This window comes from Vibrio barjaei (assembly GCF_001639065.2).
Classification (GTDB): Bacteria; Pseudomonadota; Gammaproteobacteria; order Enterobacterales; family Vibrionaceae; genus Vibrio; species Vibrio barjaei.
Map to the genome: position 1 here is coordinate 142,900 of NZ_LQXO02000034.1, position 17,260 is coordinate 160,159.

Here is a 17,260-nt window from a genome sequence, read left to right on the forward strand (position 1 = left end):
CGGATAGGGAATAGCCAGAAATGACGACGCAAAAGCATCGCTTAGCACTTGTGACAGACAACAATGAACACTACCTGCCACTGCTCGAAGCAAGACAATTGCCTGATTTGGAGATTATCTCTGAGTTGAGTAATGCCACTATTGTGCTGGCAGCGCCGCCAAAGCTTGCTTCCGAACTCGATAGTGCTGAGCAGTTACAGTGGGTTCAATCTACCTATGCTGGCATTGATGCCTTACTTGGCGAATCTCTGCGTAAAGACTACAAGCTCACTAACGTAAAAGGCATTTTTGGTCAGCAGATCAGTGAGTATGTGCTGGGTTACGCCATCAATTACTTCCGTCATTTCGATCTCTATAAACAACAGCAGCAAAAACGTGACTGGCAGCCACACAGCTATCAATCGCTGATTGGCAAACGTATGGTGATTTTTGGTACGGGTGCGATTGGTAGTCATCTGGCGAATACCGTCAAAGTACTGGGTATTGTGCCTATCGGTGTTAATCGCACTGGCATTCCTCCTCGCCAAAGTGCGTTTGCAGAAACTTTTCATATCAATGAAGCAGAAAAAGCGCTGGAGCAAGCGGATATTATCGTCAATACCTTGCCCAACACCCCGACGACAAATGGACTGTTCAACGAACAACTCTTTGCAGCCTGCCGTCATGCTTTATTCTTCAATGTTGGTAGAGGCCAAACCGTTGATAGTAATGCCCTGCTTAGTGCGTTGGATAAAGGTCACTTGGTCCACGCTTTCTTGGACGTATTTATCAACGAGCCTATTTCTCAAGAGTGCCCTTACTGGCACAACCCAAATGTCACCGTAACCCCACACATTGCTGCAATCAGTTTTCCTGAGCAAGTGGTCGAGATTTTTGCCGAGAACTATTTGCGCTGGCGTGATGGGTTTCAGTTGCAGAATTTGGTGGATTTTGAGCGTGGGTATTAAGGGGGGATGCTTTAGTTTTATCAAGCATCATTCTCAAAAAGTTGTCACTCCTGCGAAGGCAGGAGTCCTCTCAACGCACGCACCAAGCCTCAAGTAGATTCCTGCCTGCGTAAGCGCACGGCTAGTGGAATGACGTAAGCTGTTGGTTCATCAAAGTCAAAATAGTCGTCACTCCTGCGTAGGCAGGAGTCTTCTCAACTCGCGCACCAAGCCTCTAGTAGATTTCTGCCTGCGCAGGCGCACGGCTAGTGGAATGACGTATGTGGTAAGCCCACCAGCCACAGATAAACTATCTCGTAGGGTATTCTTCAAACATCTTGTGCACCTGTTCTTGCACAAACACATTTCTATCCGCTGGCTCCATGGTTTCGGTCAATTGGCGCTGTGACACCGAGCGCCACACCACATCGTTCGATTTGGCATCAATAAGCTCAACGCTCAGTTTACCGAACTTCTTCTCTTTCACTCGAGTTGGCGTCCTTACCCCTACTCCATAAGCACTGTTGTACCCACCTGACCCGATACCGATACCGAAACTTGGCCCGTCCGCTAACAACTCTGTGCCCTCTAGGATGTCATAATGCACCAACACATCGGCATCTTTCTCCACCAACGTCAGTCCTCGCAATGCCATTTCATTGTCGACCGCTTTTTTGATGCGAGCTCCATCAAGGCTAACAGGATCTGCACTGTTTTCTTGATATTGATAAGTCTTGAATGCTGAGAAGTTAGTACTTGAGTCGTAATCCGTCGCCACGTCGGAGGCGCAACCAATGAGGAAGAACAGCGAAGTAAGGAATGGGGTGACCGCTTTAAACATAGTCAGTCCTCTTAACGAGTGCCTCTGTTTAGCTTAGTCAAAAATAGAAAAAAAGCCGTCATCTACTTAAGATGACGGCTTTATAAAAAACATTAACTCGATTTACTTGTGATACGGTTTAGATAACTCGTGCACCGCTTCAACAAATACACCTGCATTTTCAGGTGGAACATCTAGATGAATACCATGGCCTAAGTTGAAAACATGACCAGTGCCACCATCACCGAAGCCTTCCAGAATGGTCGCAACTTCTTCACGAATGCGCTCTGGCTGAGCGTAAAGCATTGATGGGTCCATGTTACCTTGCAGTGCCACTTTGTCGCCGATACGTACTTTAGCGTCCGCGATATTGATCGTCCAGTCTAGACCTACTGCATCACAGCCTGTTGCTGCGATTTGTTCAAGCCACATGCCGCCATTCTTAGTAAATAGTGTCACTGGAACGCGACGACCGTCGTTTTCACGAATAAGACCATCAACGATCTTGTGCATGTACTGTAGTGAGAACAGGTTGTAATCACGAGGCGTCAATACGCCACCCCATGTATCAAATACCATGACCGATTGCGCACCCGCTTTAATTTGGGCGTTAAGGTACTCAATAACACTGTCCGCTAACTTATCCAGTAGTGCGTGCAGAATTTGTGGCTCTGCGTACATCATCTTTTTGATCTTCGTGAAGGCTTTCGAACTGCCCCCTTCAACCATGTAAGTTGCCAGCGTCCAAGGACTGCCAGAAAAACCGATAAGTGGTACATCACCATTCAGGTCTTTACGAATTTGACGCACTGCATTCATTACATATTGCAGCTCGCCTTCTGGATCAGGTAAACCAATTTTGTCGACGTCCGCTTTGCAAGTAATAGGACGTTCAAACTTAGGACCTTCACCCGCTTCAAAGTGTAAGCCTAAACCCATCGCATCTGGAATAGTCAGGATGTCAGAAAACAGAATGGCAGCGTCGAGTGGGAAACGACGAAGCGGCTGTAGCGTCACTTCAGATGCTAACTCGGCGTTCTTACACAAAGACATGAAGTCTCCAGCCACAGCACGTGTTTCACGATACTCAGGAAGGTAACGTCCTGCTTGGCGCATCATCCATACTGGTGTGTAATCTACAGGTTGCTTTAACAACGCTCGAAGATAGCGATCGTTCTTTAATTCCGTCATTCTTTTTTCTCCAATTCGAAAGGCGTTAGTTTAACGCTAATCGTTGACCGTGTGCAGCCATAGATAACAATTCTTTTACCAAAATTTGAGGGCTATCCGGTCTTATGCTTGAACGCTCAAAAAAGAGCCACTTTGCAAGCCAGATCATATTATTAATGACCAATCTAATAGTGAATTTGCAACCCGTTAATAGGAATGTTAAAAGTTTGTTTGCTAGCGAAAATTACAATAATACAACTGAGTATCGCACTCAGCATCTCATAACGACATCTTACTTACCCCCTCCGCTTGCGGAGGGTTTTTTTTATCCTACTGAATTTGCTCTGCCGTGGCATTGATCAATGCTCGGGCAATGGTCCCTTCTGGCGCCACTAGAGGCAGTGCACTGGTTTCAAACCACTGCGCATCTTTCAACTCAGAGAAGTCTGGTTTAATCTCACCACTCTCATAATCGGCCAAAAACGCCATCATCATGCTTGATGGAAACGCCCAAGGTTGGCTGCCGAAATAGCGAATGTTACCCACCTTAATGCCCGTTTCCTCTTCTACTTCGCGTGCGACACATGTTTCTAGGGTTTCGCCCACTTCTAAAAAACCAGCAATCACGGTATACATGCCGCCAGCATGGCGATTATGCTGAGCTAATAGAATCTGCGACCCTTTGCGGACCGCCACAATAATGCATGGGAAAATTCGTGGATAGTGTAGAGTTCGACAGTCTTGGCATTGCATAGCCAGTTGATTGTGATTGAGATGATTTCGTCCACCACATTGAGGGCAAAAACGCATCGACTGACTCATGTAGCCATATTGGATAGCTTTGGATAACTGGTAAAAAAGCGCCTCTGGTAGATGCAGTAACTCACGTAGAGAAGTAAGTGATCGCTCACCGTCTAGATCTGAATCATTGAGCCACATTACCGGTGTACCTTCAAACTCTCCAACCTGAATAGCCTGGGTCGCTGGGAGTTGAAATTGCTCCGCCGAACCTTGCGGTACCTCACCGTCTACAAGCCATAGTTCGCTCCCTGACACCACACACCAATAAGCTTGATGAATGTGGCTTTCACTTTTTTTTAACATCATGAATCCTCATTGCTTGCAGTTCGACCATTTTACTGGCAATCTAAATTCATACCAGCTAGAAAAACGAAATTCTAATTCTGGTACCATGAGAAACGATTTCTCAGTAACTCTTTGTCATTACAAAGCTAGAGACCGCCTATTGCGGTCCCGATCATGAGGACATGGTCATGTTAAATAAATTCAAACAAGTACAAGAACAATGGGGTGGCTCCAGCGAAGTCATCGACCACTGGCTAGAAACTCGCCAAGCGCTTATCGTCGAATATTGTAAGCTTGGTTCTCTGCAACCTTCTCAAGCTCAATCCAACGTCGTCGAGCTGCCTTCTCCTAAAGACATCGGTTCCTTTTGCGATCACCTTGTCGACTATATCTCTGAAGGGCATTTTAAGATCTACGATATGGTCATGGATAAGTGGAAAGCGACTGGCTTCAAGACCAACGATGAGATTGATGCAGCTTACGCCAAGATTGTCCTGACCACTGATCCACTGCTTGAATTCAACGATAAGTACAAGAAAGTGGATGATGAGATGCCTAGTTTCGAACAGGACATGTCAAAAGTTGGGGAAATCTTAGAGTTACGCTTCGCGGTAGAAGATAAGCTGATCCAACTGATTGCCGATAGTTTAGCGATTCCACCAGGGGCATAGAGGACGCTATTGTAAGCAGCAATAGGCTATACTATAGCTTTGACAGACCCGCAAGCTGGGTCTGTTCTGCTGCGTATTCTCCGGCTATACCATCGTCATCCAAGACTCTCGTCCCCCGAAGACAAGGGTCTACCCAACATGAATCACCAAGCCTCAGCTAGATTTCTATCTACACAGGAATGACGATAGATTACAATTTCAGATACAAAAAAGGCGCCTTTCGGCGCCTTTTTTCATTTCTTTCTACGATTACTCGTCAGAAGAGAAACCTGCGTTTAGTAGCGCAGCTAGGTTATCCGTCGCTTGTTCAGCTGATGGACCTTCCTGAGCTTCGTCACGCTTAGCTTGACGGTCTTGGTGATACGCAAAACCAGTACCAGCTGGGATCAGACGACCCACGATAACGTTCTCTTTCAGACCACGTAGGTCATCACGCTTACCAGATACCGCAGCCTCTGTTAGTACGCGCGTCGTTTCTTGGAACGATGCCGCAGAGATAAACGATTCTGTTGCTAGAGATGCCTTAGTGATACCTAGTAGGTCACGTTCAAAGCGAACCAGTTCTTTACCTTCTGCTTCTAGAGCACGGTTAGCAATCTTAACTTGAGAATACTCAACTTGCTCACCAGGTAGGAACTCAGAATCACCTGCATGCGTGATTGTACACTTACGTAGCATTTGACGAACGATAGTCTCGATGTGCTTATCGTTAATCTTAACACCCTGTAAACGGTATACTTCTTGAACTTCGTTCGCGATGTATTGAGTCACAGCGTGGATACCACGTAGACGTAGAATGTCATGCGGAGTTTCTGGACCATCAGCAATAACGTCACCACGCTCAACACGTTCACCTTCGAACACGTTAAGCTGACGATGCTTAGGAATCATCTCTTCGTAGTTGTCACCACCATCACGAGTGATGATCAGACGACGCTTACCTTTCGTTTCCTTACCGAATGAAACGGTACCCGAGTGCTCAGCAAGAATTGCAGGCTCCTTAGGCTTACGAGCTTCAAATAGGTCAGCAACGCGAGGTAGACCACCGGTGATATCTTTGTTACCGCCAGATTTTTGAGGAATACGCGCTAACGTATCACCCACGCCTACTTCAGCACCATCTTCGATGTTTACAATCGCTTTACCAGGTAGGAAGTAAAGTGCTGGCATTTCAGTACCAGCGATCATTACGTCTTTACCTTGCTCATCAACAAGCTTGATTGCTGGACGCATATCTTTACCTGCTGCTGGGCGAGCGGCTGCTTCAGTCACTTCGCTTGAAGATAGACCTGTTAGGTCATCAGTTTGGCGAGATACTGTTACACCATCGATCATGTCAACAAATTGGATGCGACCTGCTACTTCAGTGATGATAGGTAGTGTGTGCGCTTCCCAGTTCGCTACTGTTTCACCAGCTTGAACTGCATCGTTGTCACCCTTAGTTAGCATCGAACCGTAAGGAAGTTTGTGCTTCTCTTTAGTACGACCAAACTCATCGATAATCGTCATTTCTGACGCACGAGAGGTGATAACCAGCTTCTTGTCTTTGTTGATTACGAACTTAGCATTATGAAGTTTCACAGAACCTGTGTTCTTCGCTTGGATGCTGTTCTCTGCTGCTGCTGTTGATGCCGCACCACCGATGTGGAACGTACGCATCGTAAGCTGTGTACCCGGCTCACCGATAGACTGAGCAGCGATTACACCTACTGCTTCACCTTGGTTTACTAGGTGACCACGTGCAAGGTCACGGCCGTAACACTGCGCACAACAACCGAAGTCCGCGTCACAGGTAACTACTGAGCGCACTTTCATGCTATCTACAGAGTTATCTTCCATGATCTGACACCACTTCTCATCAATCAGAGTATTACGCGGGATCAGAACATCTTCAGTACCTGGCTTAAGAACGTCTTCTGCAACTACACGACCTAGTGCCAACTCAGAAAGCGCAACTTTAACGTCACCACCTTCGATGTGAGGCATCATGTCAACACCTTCATGGGTGCCACAGTCATGTTCGTGAACTACAACGTCCTGAGCAACGTCTACTAGACGACGAGTTAGGTAACCCGAGTTTGCTGTTTTCAGTGCTGTATCCGCAAGACCCTTACGAGCACCGTGCGTTGAGATAAAGTACTGAAGAACGTTTAGACCTTCTTTAAAGTTCGCGGTGATTGGCGTCTCGATGATTGAACCATCTGGACGTGCCATCAGACCACGCATACCAGCAAGCTGACGAATCTGAGCTGCAGAACCACGAGCGCCCGAGTCAGCCATCATGTAGATGCTGTTGAATGACTCTTGTTGCTCTTCTTCACCTTCACGGTTAATAACCGTTTCAGATGATAGGTTGTCCATCATCGCTTTCGCTACGCGATCGTTGGTCGATGCCCAAATATCGATCACTTTGTTGTAGCGCTCACCCGCGGTTACCAGACCAGATTGGAACTGATCTTGAATTTCGCGAACTTCTTCTTCTGCTGATTCGATTTCGTCGTACTTCGCTTGAGGTACCACCATGTCATCGATACCAACCGATACACCAGAAAGTGCAGCGTATGCAAAACCTGCGTACATTACTTGGTCAGCGAAGATTACTGTGTCTTTCAGACCCAGCTTACGGTAAGCCTCGTTCAATAGGTTAGAGATTTGCTTCTTACCTAGCTTTTGGTTTACCAAGCTGTATGGAAGACCAGCTGGAACGATTTGCCATAGCATTGCACGACCAACAGTCGTATCGACCATCTTAGTCTCAGTTGTGCTGTTGCCGTCTTCGTCAACTACAGTTTCAGTGATACGTACTTTTACGCGAGCATGAAGCTCTGCGCTCTTAGTACGGTATGCCTTCTCAGCCTCTTCAGGGCCAGCAAGGTACATACCTTCACCTTTCACGTTGATCTTGTCACGTGTCATGTAGTACAGACCCAATACAACGTCCTGAGAAGGTACGATGATCGGATCACCTGACGCTGGCGACAGAATGTTATTTGTCGACATCATCAGTGTACGAGCTTCAAGCTGTGCTTCTAGAGTTAGAGGCACGTGTACCGCCATTTGGTCACCATCGAAGTCCGCGTTATACGCCGCACACACAAGTGGGTGTAGCTGAATCGCTTTACCTTCGATTAGTACTGGTTCGAACGCCTGAATACCAAGACGGTGAAGTGTTGGTGCACGGTTCAATAGTACTGGGTGTTCGCGGATTACTTCGTCTAAGATATCCCAAACGATCGCTTCTTCGCGCTCTACCATCTTCTTAGCGGCTTTGATTGTCGTAGCCATGCCACGAGTTTCTAGCTTGCTGTAGATAAATGGTTTGAATAGCTCTAGTGCCATCTTCTTAGGAAGACCACACTGGTGCAGACGAAGGTATGGACCTACTGTGATTACAGAACGGCCAGAGTAGTCTACACGCTTACCTAGAAGGTTCTGACGGAAACGACCTTGCTTACCCTTGATCATATCAGCAAGAGATTTCAGAGGACGCTTGTTCGAACCTGTGATCGCACGACCGCGACGACCGTTATCTAGAAGGGCATCAACAGACTCTTGCAGCATACGTTTTTCGTTACGTACGATGATGTCCGGAGCCGCTAGCTCTAGAAGACGCTTCAAACGGTTGTTACGGTTGATCACGCGACGGTATAGGTCGTTCAGATCAGAAGTCGCAAAACGACCGCCATCTAGAGGTACTAGAGGGCGTAGATCTGGCGGAAGTACCGGAAGCACAGTTAGGATCATCCACTCAGGGTTGTTACCTGATTGGATAAATGCTTCAACTAGCTTCAAGCGCTTAGTGATTTTCTTACGCTTAGTTTCTGAGTTAGTAGACTCAAGCTCTTCGCGCATCATCTCTGCTTCAGCGTGCATGTCCATAGTAGACAGCAGATCTTTGATCGCTTCTGCACCCATCTTAGCAGTAAATTCATCACCCCATTCTTCTAGACGATCAAGATACTCTTCTTCCGTTAGCATCTGACCTTTTTCTAGATCCGTCATACCCGGCTCAGTTACTACGTACATTTCGAAGTAAAGAACACGCTCGATATCACGTAGCGGGATGTCCATTAGCAAACCGATACGAGATGGTAGCGATTTTAGGAACCAGATGTGAGCGACAGGAGACGCAAGCTCGATGTGGCCCATACGGTCACGACGAACTTTAGTTTGCGTTACTTCAACGCCACACTTCTCACAGATAACACCACGGTGTTTCAGACGCTTGTATTTGCCGCAAAGACATTCGTAGTCTTTAACTGGGCCAAAAATACGCGCACAGAACAGACCATCGCGCTCAGGTTTGAACGTACGATAGTTGATCGTCTCAGGTTTTTTAACTTCACCAAAAGACCATGAACGAATCATGTCTGGTGAAGATAGACCGATTTTGATTGCATCAAATTCTTCGGTCTTATGCTGTGCTTTTAGAAAGTTTAATAAGTCTTTCACAATCAGCTCCTGTAAGGAGTTTAAAAAGGTGCTCGCTTGGTCAGCAAACCTGCGCGAGCCCCTTTTCTACCAGATAATCCTGATGGATTATTCGTCTTCTAGCTCGATGTTGATACCTAGCGAGCGGATCTCTTTCAACAGTACGTTGAACGATTCTGGCATGCCAGGTTCCATGCTGTGGTTACCATCGACGATGTTCTTATACATCTTCGTACGGCCGTTAACGTCATCAGACTTAACCGTTAGCATTTCTTGAAGCGTATATGCTGCACCGTATGCTTCTAGTGCCCATACTTCCATCTCACCGAAACGCTGACCACCGAACTGAGCTTTACCACCAAGTGGTTGCTGAGTTACTAGGCTGTACGAACCAGTTGAACGAGCATGCATCTTGTCATCAACAAGGTGGTTCAGTTTCAGCATGTACATGTAACCTACAGTTACAGGACGCTCAAACGCATCACCAGTACGACCGTCAAACAGAGTTAGCTGACCAGATTCTGGTAGATCACCCAGTTTTAGAAGTTCTTTAATAGACTTCTCAGACGCACCGTCAAAGACAGGTGTAGCAATCGGTAGACCGCCACGTAGGTTCTTAACCAGAGTACGTACTTCGTCATCAGACAGTGATGCAATATCAACGTTCTGACGAGTACCACCTAGATCGTAAACCTTCTGCAGGAATTCGCGGAATTTCGCTAGTTCTTGCTGCTCTTTCACCATCTGGTTGATCTTGTCACCGATACCTTTCGCTGCCAGACCTAAGTGAACCTCAAGGATCTGACCGATGTTCATACGCGAAGGTACACCCAGTGGGTTAAGTACGATGTCGACAGGTTGACCCTTCTCATCGTAAGGCATGTCTTCAACAGGGTTGATCTTAGAGATAACACCCTTGTTACCGTGACGACCCGCCATCTTATCACCAGGCTGGATACGACGTTTAACCGCTAGGTAAACTTTAACAATCTTAAGAACGCCAGGCGCTAGGTCATCACCTTGAGTGATCTTACGACGCTTAGTTTCAAACTTCTTATCAAAGTCTGCACGTAGCTCGTCGTACTGCTCTGCAAGTTGCTCAAGCTGAGATTGCAGTGCATCGTCTTCTAGCGTTAGTTCTAGCCACTTCTTACGATCGATAGTATCTAGTTTAGCGTCAGAGTAACCACCTTGAAGTAGTACAGCTTTCACACGGTTTAGAAGGCCACCCTCAAGAATCTGGAATTCTTCAGTTAGGTCTTTCTTCGCTTCTTTCAGCTGCATTTGCTCGATTTCTAGAGCACGCTTGTCTTTCTCTACGCCATCGCGAGTGAAGACTTGAACGTCAATGATGGTACCTGAAACAGAGTTAGGTACACGTAGTGAAGTATCTTTAACGTCAGATGCTTTTTCACCGAAGATCGCACGTAGTAGCTTCTCTTCAGGAGTTAGCTGAGTTTCACCTTTAGGCGTTACTTTACCAACTAGGATGTCGCCACCCTTAACTTCAGCACCGATGTAAACGATACCTGACTCGTCTAGTTTAGACAGAGCAGACTCACCTACGTTTGGAATATCCGCTGTGATCTCTTCAGAACCCAGCTTAGTATCACGTGCCACACAAGAAAGCTCTTGGATGTGGATAGTCGTGAAGCGGTCTTCTTGAACTACGCGCTCAGATACTAAGATCGAGTCTTCGAAGTTGTAACCGTTCCAAGGCATGAACGCGATACGCATGTTTTGACCAAGCGCTAGTTCACCAAGGTCTGTTGAAGGACCATCAGCAAGAACGTCACCACGTGCTACTGGCTCACCAGGTAGTACAGTTGGGCGCTGGTTAATACAAGTGTTCTGGTTAGAACGCGTGTATTTAGTCAGGTTGTAGATGTCGATGCCTGCTTCGCCAGGGATCAGCTCGTCTTCGTTAACTTTGATAACGATACGAGAAGCATCTACAGACTGAACTGTACCGCCACGTTTAGCTACTGCTGTAACACCAGAGTCAACCGCTACATTGCGCTCGATACCAGTACCAACTAGAGGCTTGTCAGCCTTAAGTGTTGGAACAGCCTGACGTTGCATGTTCGCACCCATCAATGCACGGTTCGCATCATCGTGTTCTAGGAACGGGATAAGCGAGGCAGCGATAGATACTACTTGGTTTGTCGCAACGTCCATGTAGTTAACATGGTCGCGTGGGTGAAGACCAGATTCACCTTTTTGACGTGCAGTGATTAGCTCGTCAGCGAAAGTACCTTCTTCAGTTAGCGCAGCGTTAGCCTGTGCGATAACGAATTGGCCTTCTTCGATTGCTGATAGGTAATCAACTTCGTCAGTTACTACACCATCTACAACGCGACGGTATGGCGTCTCTAGGAAGCCGTACTCGTTACAACGCGCAAACGCAGATAGCGAGTTAATTAGACCGATGTTCGGACCTTCAGGTGTTTCGATAGGACATAGACGACCGTAGTGAGTTACGTGTACGTCACGTACTTCGAAGCCAGCGCGCTCACGAGTAAGACCACCAGGACCCAATGCAGAAATACGACGCTTGTGCGTCACTTCTGAAAGCGGGTTGTTCTGGTCCATAAACTGAGATAGCTGTGAAGAACCGAAGAATTCTTTAACTGCCGCAGAAATAGGCTTAGCGTTGATTAGGTCTTGAGGCATGATTGCATCAAGGTCACCTAGGCTCAAACGCTCTTTTACTGCACGTTCAACACGTACAAGACCAACACGGAATTGGTTCTCAGCCATTTCACCTACAGAACGGATACGACGGTTACCTAGGTGGTCGATATCATCAACTTCACCAATACCGTTACGGATCGCGATAAGCTTCTTCATCACTTCGATGATGTCTTGCTCATCAAGCGTACCCTGCTCTAGGCCATCTTCACGACCGATAGAGCTGTTAAACTTCATACGACCAACAGTCGATAGATCATAACGCTCTTCAGAGAAGAATAGGCTTTCGAATAGTGCTTCTGCAGCTTCTTTTGTTGGCGGCTCACCAGGGCGCATCATACGGTAGATTTCTACTAACGCAGAGATGCGGTCTACCGTGCTGTCGACACGTAGTGTGTCAGACATGAACGGACCGTGGTCTAGATCGTTCGTAAATAGAACTTCTAGTTTCTTAACGCCTGCCTGAGATAGGTTCGCTAATGCTTCTAGGCTGATCTCTTGGTTTGCACCAACGATGATCTCACCTGTCGCTTCATTGATGTAGTCTTTAGACGCTACTTTACCTACGATGTACTCGACAGGTACTTCAATGAACTCAACGCCATCTTTTTCAAGTTGACGGATGTGACGAGCAGTAACACGACGACCTGTCTCAACATAAGTCTTGCCATTGCCTTCGATATCGAATGAAGCAGTCTCACCACGTAGACGCTCAGGCACCAACTCCATAAGTAGAGTTTGGTCTTTTACTTCGAAGTTAACTTTTTCGAAGAAGATATCGAGGATTTCTTCCGACGTCTTACCTAGTGCACGAAGAATAATCGATGCTGGTAGTTTACGACGACGGTCAATACGTACGTATAGGTTATCTTTCGGGTCAAACTCGAAGTCGAGCCATGAACCACGGTAAGGAATAACACGTGCGTTATAAAGAACTTTACCTGAAGAGTGAGTCTTACCCTTATCGCTGTCGAAGAACACGCCTGGGCTTCGGTGCAGCTGGGATACGATAACCCTCTCGGTACCATTGATAACGAAGGTACCATTGTCTGTCATAAGCGGAATTTCGCCCATGTAGACTTCTTGTTCTTTAATGTCTTTTACAGTACCTGCCGGTGCGTCTCTATCAAAAATAACTAGGCGCAGTTTTACGCGTAGTGGTTTTGAATAGGTAACGCCACGAATTTGACATTCTTTAACGTCAAATACTGGCTCACCAAGACGGTAGCTAACGTATTGCAGCTCAGAATTGCCGTTATAGCTCTGAATCGGAAATACAGAACGAAAAGCAGCTTCAAGTCCATATTGTCCTTCAGGATCCTGTTCGATAAATTTGTCGAACGAATCGAGCTGGATCGATAGCAGGTATGGAATGTCCAAAACTTGTGGACGAGTACCAAAGTCCTTACGGATGCGCTTTTTCTCGGTATAAGAGTAAACCATGGGGTTCCTCAGCTCGCTGATAAGTGACCCAAACTGCCCGTCCATCCTAGTTACTTAAGGTGGAGTATGGGGCAGTGACTAACAACTGTTTACTGTAGTGACGTTAACTCAAGCGTCGAGCAACGTTTTTTGCATGGTGCGTAGATGCTTAAACAGCAGGAAAATTCATCTACGCCCTACAGCGCAAAAAGGCCGGTGGTCAATAAACCACCAGCCATTAGCCTGTTAGGCTAAGAAATTAAGTAATAATTACTTAACTTCAACAGAAGCACCAGCTTCTTCTAGCTGAGCTTTAAGAGCTTCAGCTTCAGCTTTGTCAACGCCTTCTTTTAGAGGTGCTGGAGCTGAGTCTACAAGACCTTTAGCTTCTTTAAGGCCTAGACCTGTTGCGCCACGTACCGCTTTGATAACAGCAACTTTGTTACCGCCAGCAGCAGTTAGGATTACGTCGAATTCAGTTTGCTCAGCAGCAGCTTCGCCACCAGCAGCACCGCCAGCTACAACAGCAGCTGCAGCAGATACGCCGAATTTCTCTTCCATAGCTTCGATAAGCTCAACAACTTGCATTACAGACATTTCTGCAACTGCGTCTAGGATTTGCTCGTTAGTAATAGACATAACAATTCTCTTTTAAGTCAACAATAAGTTTATTTTGCAACCAGTAAAAAGCAAGCTGATTAAGCAGCTTCTTCTTGCTTCTGGTCGCGTAGTGCAGCGATAGTACGTACCAGCTTGCCTGCAGAAGCTTCTTTCATGCACATCATTAGGCGTGCAATTGCTTCGTCGTAAGTTGGTAGTGTCGCTAGTACTTCAGCATCAGTAACCGCGCCTTCAAATGCAGCAGCTTTGATCTCGAATTCTTTGTTCTCTTTAGCGAAGTCTTTGAAAAGACGCGCTGCAGCACCTGGGTGCTCGTTAGAGAATGCAAGTAGAGTTGGACCAGTGAAAGTGTCAGTTAGACACTCATACTCAGTACCTTCTACTGCACGGCGTGCTAGAGTGTTACGAACAACTCTCATGTAAACACCCGCTTCACGCGCTTGTTTACGTAGAGAAGTCATCGCGCCTACTTCAACGCCACGAGAGTCAGCTACAACTGCAGAAAGTGCACCACTGGCTGCTTCGTTGACTTCAGCAACAATTGCTTTTTTGTCTTGAAGGTTTAAAGCCATCTTGGATTTACTCCTGGTTGTTTTTACACCACCCGAAATCTTCACGATTTTGGGAGTTCATACGGTGCTTTTTCCAGAAGAAAGATAAACGTTACGTTCAACTTCCTTTCAGTCTGGCACCATCTACGTAGGTATGATTAAGTTCTTTTCAGAACGCCTACGGTCTTGGACGGAGGCTAAATTCCTTAAGGAGTTTCAGCCCCAACCACAAATTTGATAGGCGCAAAATTATACATAATTTTTGCGCCTATGCAAGCAATTAAGCTTGAGTGTTTAGTGTAGATTGATCTACAGAAACACCAGCACCCATAGTAGTAGAGATGCTTACTTTCTTCAGGAAAGTACCTTTCGCTGAAGACGGCTTCGCTTTCTTAAGCGCAACTAGTAGAGCTTCTAGGTTCTCTTGTAGTTGGTTCGCTTCGAAGTTCACTTTACCGATAGTAGTGTGAATGATGCCGTTTTTGTCGTTACGGTAACGAACCTGACCAGCTTTAGCGTTCTTAACTGCTTCAGCAACGTTAGGAGTTACAGTACCAACTTTAGGGTTTGGCATAAGACCGCGAGGACCTAGGATAGTACCTAGTTGACCAACAACACGCATTGCATCTGGAGAAGCAACAACTACGTCGAAGTTCATTTCGCCTTTCTTAACTTGCTCAGCAAGATCTTCCATACCAACGATGTCTGCGCCAGCTTCTTTAGCTGCTTCAGCGTTTGCACCTTGAGTGAACACTGCAACGCGGATTTCGCGGCCAGTACCGTGAGGTAGTACAGTTGCACCACGTACGTTCTGGTCAGATTTACGAGCATCGATGCCTAGGTTAACAGCAACATCTACAGACTCAACGAATTTAGCCGTTGCTAGTTCTTTAAGAAGAGCTACAGCTTCGTTGATTTCGTATTCTTTAGTTACTTCAACTTTTTCGCGGATAACGCGCATACGCTTAGTAAGTTTTGCCATGATCTTAACCCTCTACCACTAGGCCCATTGAACGAGCAGTACCCGCAATAGAACGCTTCATCGCTTCAATGTCAGCACCAGTCATATCAGCAGCTTTAGTTTCTGCGATTTCTTGGATTTGAGCGTCAGTCACTGTACCCACTTTTTCAGTGTTAGGACGACCTGAACCAGACTTAACGCCAGCAGCTTTCTTAAGAAGAACAGCAGCAGGTGGAGTCTTAGTTACGAACGTGAAAGAACGGTCGTTGTAAACAGTGATAACTACTGGAGTCGGTAGACCTTTCTCAATAGATTCTGTTTTTGCGTTGAACGCTTTACAGAATTCCATGATGTTCACACCGTGTTGACCTAGAGCAGGACCAACCGGTGGACTTGGGTTTGCCATACCAGCTGCAACTTGCAGTTTGATATAAGCTTCAACTTTCTTAGCCATGATATTTCCTAATTTTGGGTTCAAACGCTATCCGAGTGGAAAGCTCCCCGTGTTTTGATAAAACTTTCTACAGCCAGTGCTGTAAAAAGGCGCGAAATTATAAGCATAATTCGCGCCCTATTCAACCCTAAAAAGGTGATTTTTTATACTCTTTAAAATCGAGTATTAATCAAGCTTATCCACTTGACCGAATTCAAGCTCAACTGGTGTTGCACGACCAAAGATCGATACAGACACTTTTACGCGGCTCTTATCGTAATCCACTTCTTCAACAGTACCGTTGAAGTCAGCAAATGGACCTTCATTGACACGTACCACTTCACCCGCTTCGAACATTGTTCTTGGACGAGGAGCTTCACTAGCCTTCTCTAGACGATTTAGGATAGCGTCAGCTTCTTTATCAGTGATAGGTGCAGGACGGTCAGAGGTACCACCAATGAAGCCCATGACACGTGGCACACTGCGTACTAAGTGCCAAGACTCATCGTTCATGATCATCTGAACAAGAACGTAGCCTGGGAAGAACTTACGCTCGCTTTTACGGCGTTGGCCTGCGCGCATTTCCACAACTTCTTCAGTCGGTACTAGCACTTCGCCAAAGTACTCTTCCATTGCGTGCATTTTGATATGTTCGCGAAGAGACTGAGCCACACGTCCTTCAAAACCAGAAAAGGCTTGAACTACGTACCAGCGTTTTTTCGGAGCTTCACTCATGAATTAACACCCTCTATAACCCGGTTATGAATGCAACAAGACGAACCATAATGCCGTCGATACCCCATAACGCAAGCGCCATTACAATACTTACTGCAAGGACAATCAGCGTAGTTTGCATTGTTTCTTGGCGTGTAGGCCAAACTACTTTGCGAACTTCTACGCGAGCTTCACGTGCGAACGTGATCGCTGCCTTACCTTTTGTTGTTGTAGCTGCTACACCAAGTGCCGCAGCAATCAATACAACTACACCTGCAGCGCGAAGAACTACAGAAAGTTCTCCATACAGGTAATTACCCACAACAGCGGCGGCTAGCAGAGCAAAAGCGACAATCCACTTCATTACATCTGCTGCATTTGAGCTATCAGGAGTTTCAGCGTTTGCTTTCATAAAACCAACCTGTGACAAGTCTAACTAGACGACAACAACCCCGCTGCTGCAGGGCTTATTCCTTTAATGTTGATTAAATTTGAGTCAAACCAACATTTTAGCCAAAGGCTCAGGTAGAAATTACTTTCCAACTCAACCCTTAAAATCCTTTCTAAATTCATACAATGAGCAGTCACTGAATGAATTTTGCGCCTCTATATATAGTAGCGCAGAAAAAGGGCATCAAATGATGCCCTTTTTAGCATTGCTTAGTCAAATCTTATTCAAAGATTTTCCCAGAGCTTGCGACAATTCTAAGAATTAGTCGAAGATCTTAGCAACAACACCAGCACCTACTGTACGGCCACCTTC

General features: G+C 46.3%; 13 protein-coding genes. 2 read left to right on the forward strand and 11 right to left on the reverse strand.

All coding sequences use genetic code 11. The features are described 5' to 3' along the window. The first annotated feature begins 20 nt into the window (after window positions 1–20). A complete protein-coding gene (locus tag AWH66_RS17190; protein WP_063603883.1) occupies window positions 21–947 on the forward strand; it encodes a D-2-hydroxyacid dehydrogenase in 927 nt (308 codons plus the stop codon). 289 nt (window positions 948–1,236) lie between these two features. Here AWH66_RS17190 and AWH66_RS17195 read toward each other — a convergent pair whose 3' ends face one another. The 3 genes from AWH66_RS17195 to nudC all read right to left on the reverse strand — a co-directional run bounded on the left by AWH66_RS17195 (window position 1,237) and on the right by nudC (window position 4,020). Then, a complete protein-coding gene (locus AWH66_RS17195) occupies window positions 1,237–1,767 on the reverse strand; it encodes a DUF4136 domain-containing protein (protein WP_063603882.1) in 531 nt (176 codons plus the stop codon). Between the two features lie 102 nt (window positions 1,768–1,869). Next, window positions 1,870–2,937 carry a uroporphyrinogen decarboxylase gene (hemE, locus tag AWH66_RS17200; RefSeq protein ID WP_063603881.1) on the reverse strand — a complete coding sequence of 356 codons (1,068 nt, stop codon included), beginning with the start codon at window positions 2,935–2,937 and terminating at the stop codon, window positions 1,870–1,872. A 309-nt stretch (window positions 2,938–3,246) separates the two neighbouring features. Continuing rightward, complete coding sequence (nudC, locus tag AWH66_RS17205; RefSeq protein WP_063603973.1) at window positions 3,247–4,020, reverse strand: NAD(+) diphosphatase; 774 nt, start codon at window positions 4,018–4,020, stop codon at window positions 3,247–3,249. Window positions 4,021–4,184: 164 nt separating this feature from the next. Between nudC and AWH66_RS17210 the strand changes: the two genes are divergently transcribed. Then, a complete protein-coding gene (locus AWH66_RS17210) occupies window positions 4,185–4,673 on the forward strand; it encodes an Rsd/AlgQ family anti-sigma factor (protein WP_031493852.1) in 489 nt (162 codons plus the stop codon). A 249-nt stretch (window positions 4,674–4,922) separates the two neighbouring features. On the opposite strand, the gene rpoC is transcribed toward AWH66_RS17210, so the two are convergent. The 8 genes from rpoC to secE form a co-directional block, all read right to left on the reverse strand. Further along, window positions 4,923–9,125, reverse strand: coding sequence for a DNA-directed RNA polymerase subunit beta' (gene rpoC, locus AWH66_RS17215; protein WP_063603880.1), 4,203 nt, complete (start codon window positions 9,123–9,125; stop codon window positions 4,923–4,925). Between the two features lie 87 nt (window positions 9,126–9,212). Next, window positions 9,213–13,238, reverse strand: a complete 4,026-nt coding sequence (gene rpoB / locus AWH66_RS17220; RefSeq protein ID WP_063603879.1) for a DNA-directed RNA polymerase subunit beta — start codon at window positions 13,236–13,238, stop codon at window positions 9,213–9,215. A 249-nt stretch (window positions 13,239–13,487) separates the two neighbouring features. Next, window positions 13,488–13,856, reverse strand: coding sequence for a 50S ribosomal protein L7/L12 (gene rplL, locus AWH66_RS17225; RefSeq protein ID WP_031493851.1), 369 nt, complete (start codon window positions 13,854–13,856; stop codon window positions 13,488–13,490). Between the two features lie 59 nt (window positions 13,857–13,915). Next, window positions 13,916–14,410: a 50S ribosomal protein L10 gene (gene rplJ, locus AWH66_RS17230; RefSeq protein WP_038231063.1), complete on the reverse strand. Its 495-nt coding sequence runs from the start codon at window positions 14,408–14,410 to the stop codon at window positions 13,916–13,918. Window positions 14,411–14,669: 259 nt separating this feature from the next. Then, complete coding sequence (gene rplA / locus AWH66_RS17235; protein ID WP_031496662.1) at window positions 14,670–15,371, reverse strand: 50S ribosomal protein L1; 702 nt, start codon at window positions 15,369–15,371, stop codon at window positions 14,670–14,672. Window positions 15,372–15,375: 4 nt separating this feature from the next. Further along, complete coding sequence (gene rplK / locus AWH66_RS17240) at window positions 15,376–15,804, reverse strand: 50S ribosomal protein L11 (protein ID WP_008078231.1); 429 nt, start codon at window positions 15,802–15,804, stop codon at window positions 15,376–15,378. A gap of 165 nt (window positions 15,805–15,969) precedes the next feature. Next, window positions 15,970–16,518: a transcription termination/antitermination protein NusG gene (gene nusG / locus AWH66_RS17245; protein ID WP_031496663.1), complete on the reverse strand. Its 549-nt coding sequence runs from the start codon at window positions 16,516–16,518 to the stop codon at window positions 15,970–15,972. A 13-nt stretch (window positions 16,519–16,531) separates the two neighbouring features. Then, window positions 16,532–16,909 (reverse strand): preprotein translocase subunit SecE, encoded by a 378-nt coding sequence (gene secE / locus AWH66_RS17250; RefSeq protein ID WP_031496664.1) that lies wholly within the window; start codon window positions 16,907–16,909, stop codon window positions 16,532–16,534. Window positions 16,910–17,260 lie beyond the last annotated feature (351 nt).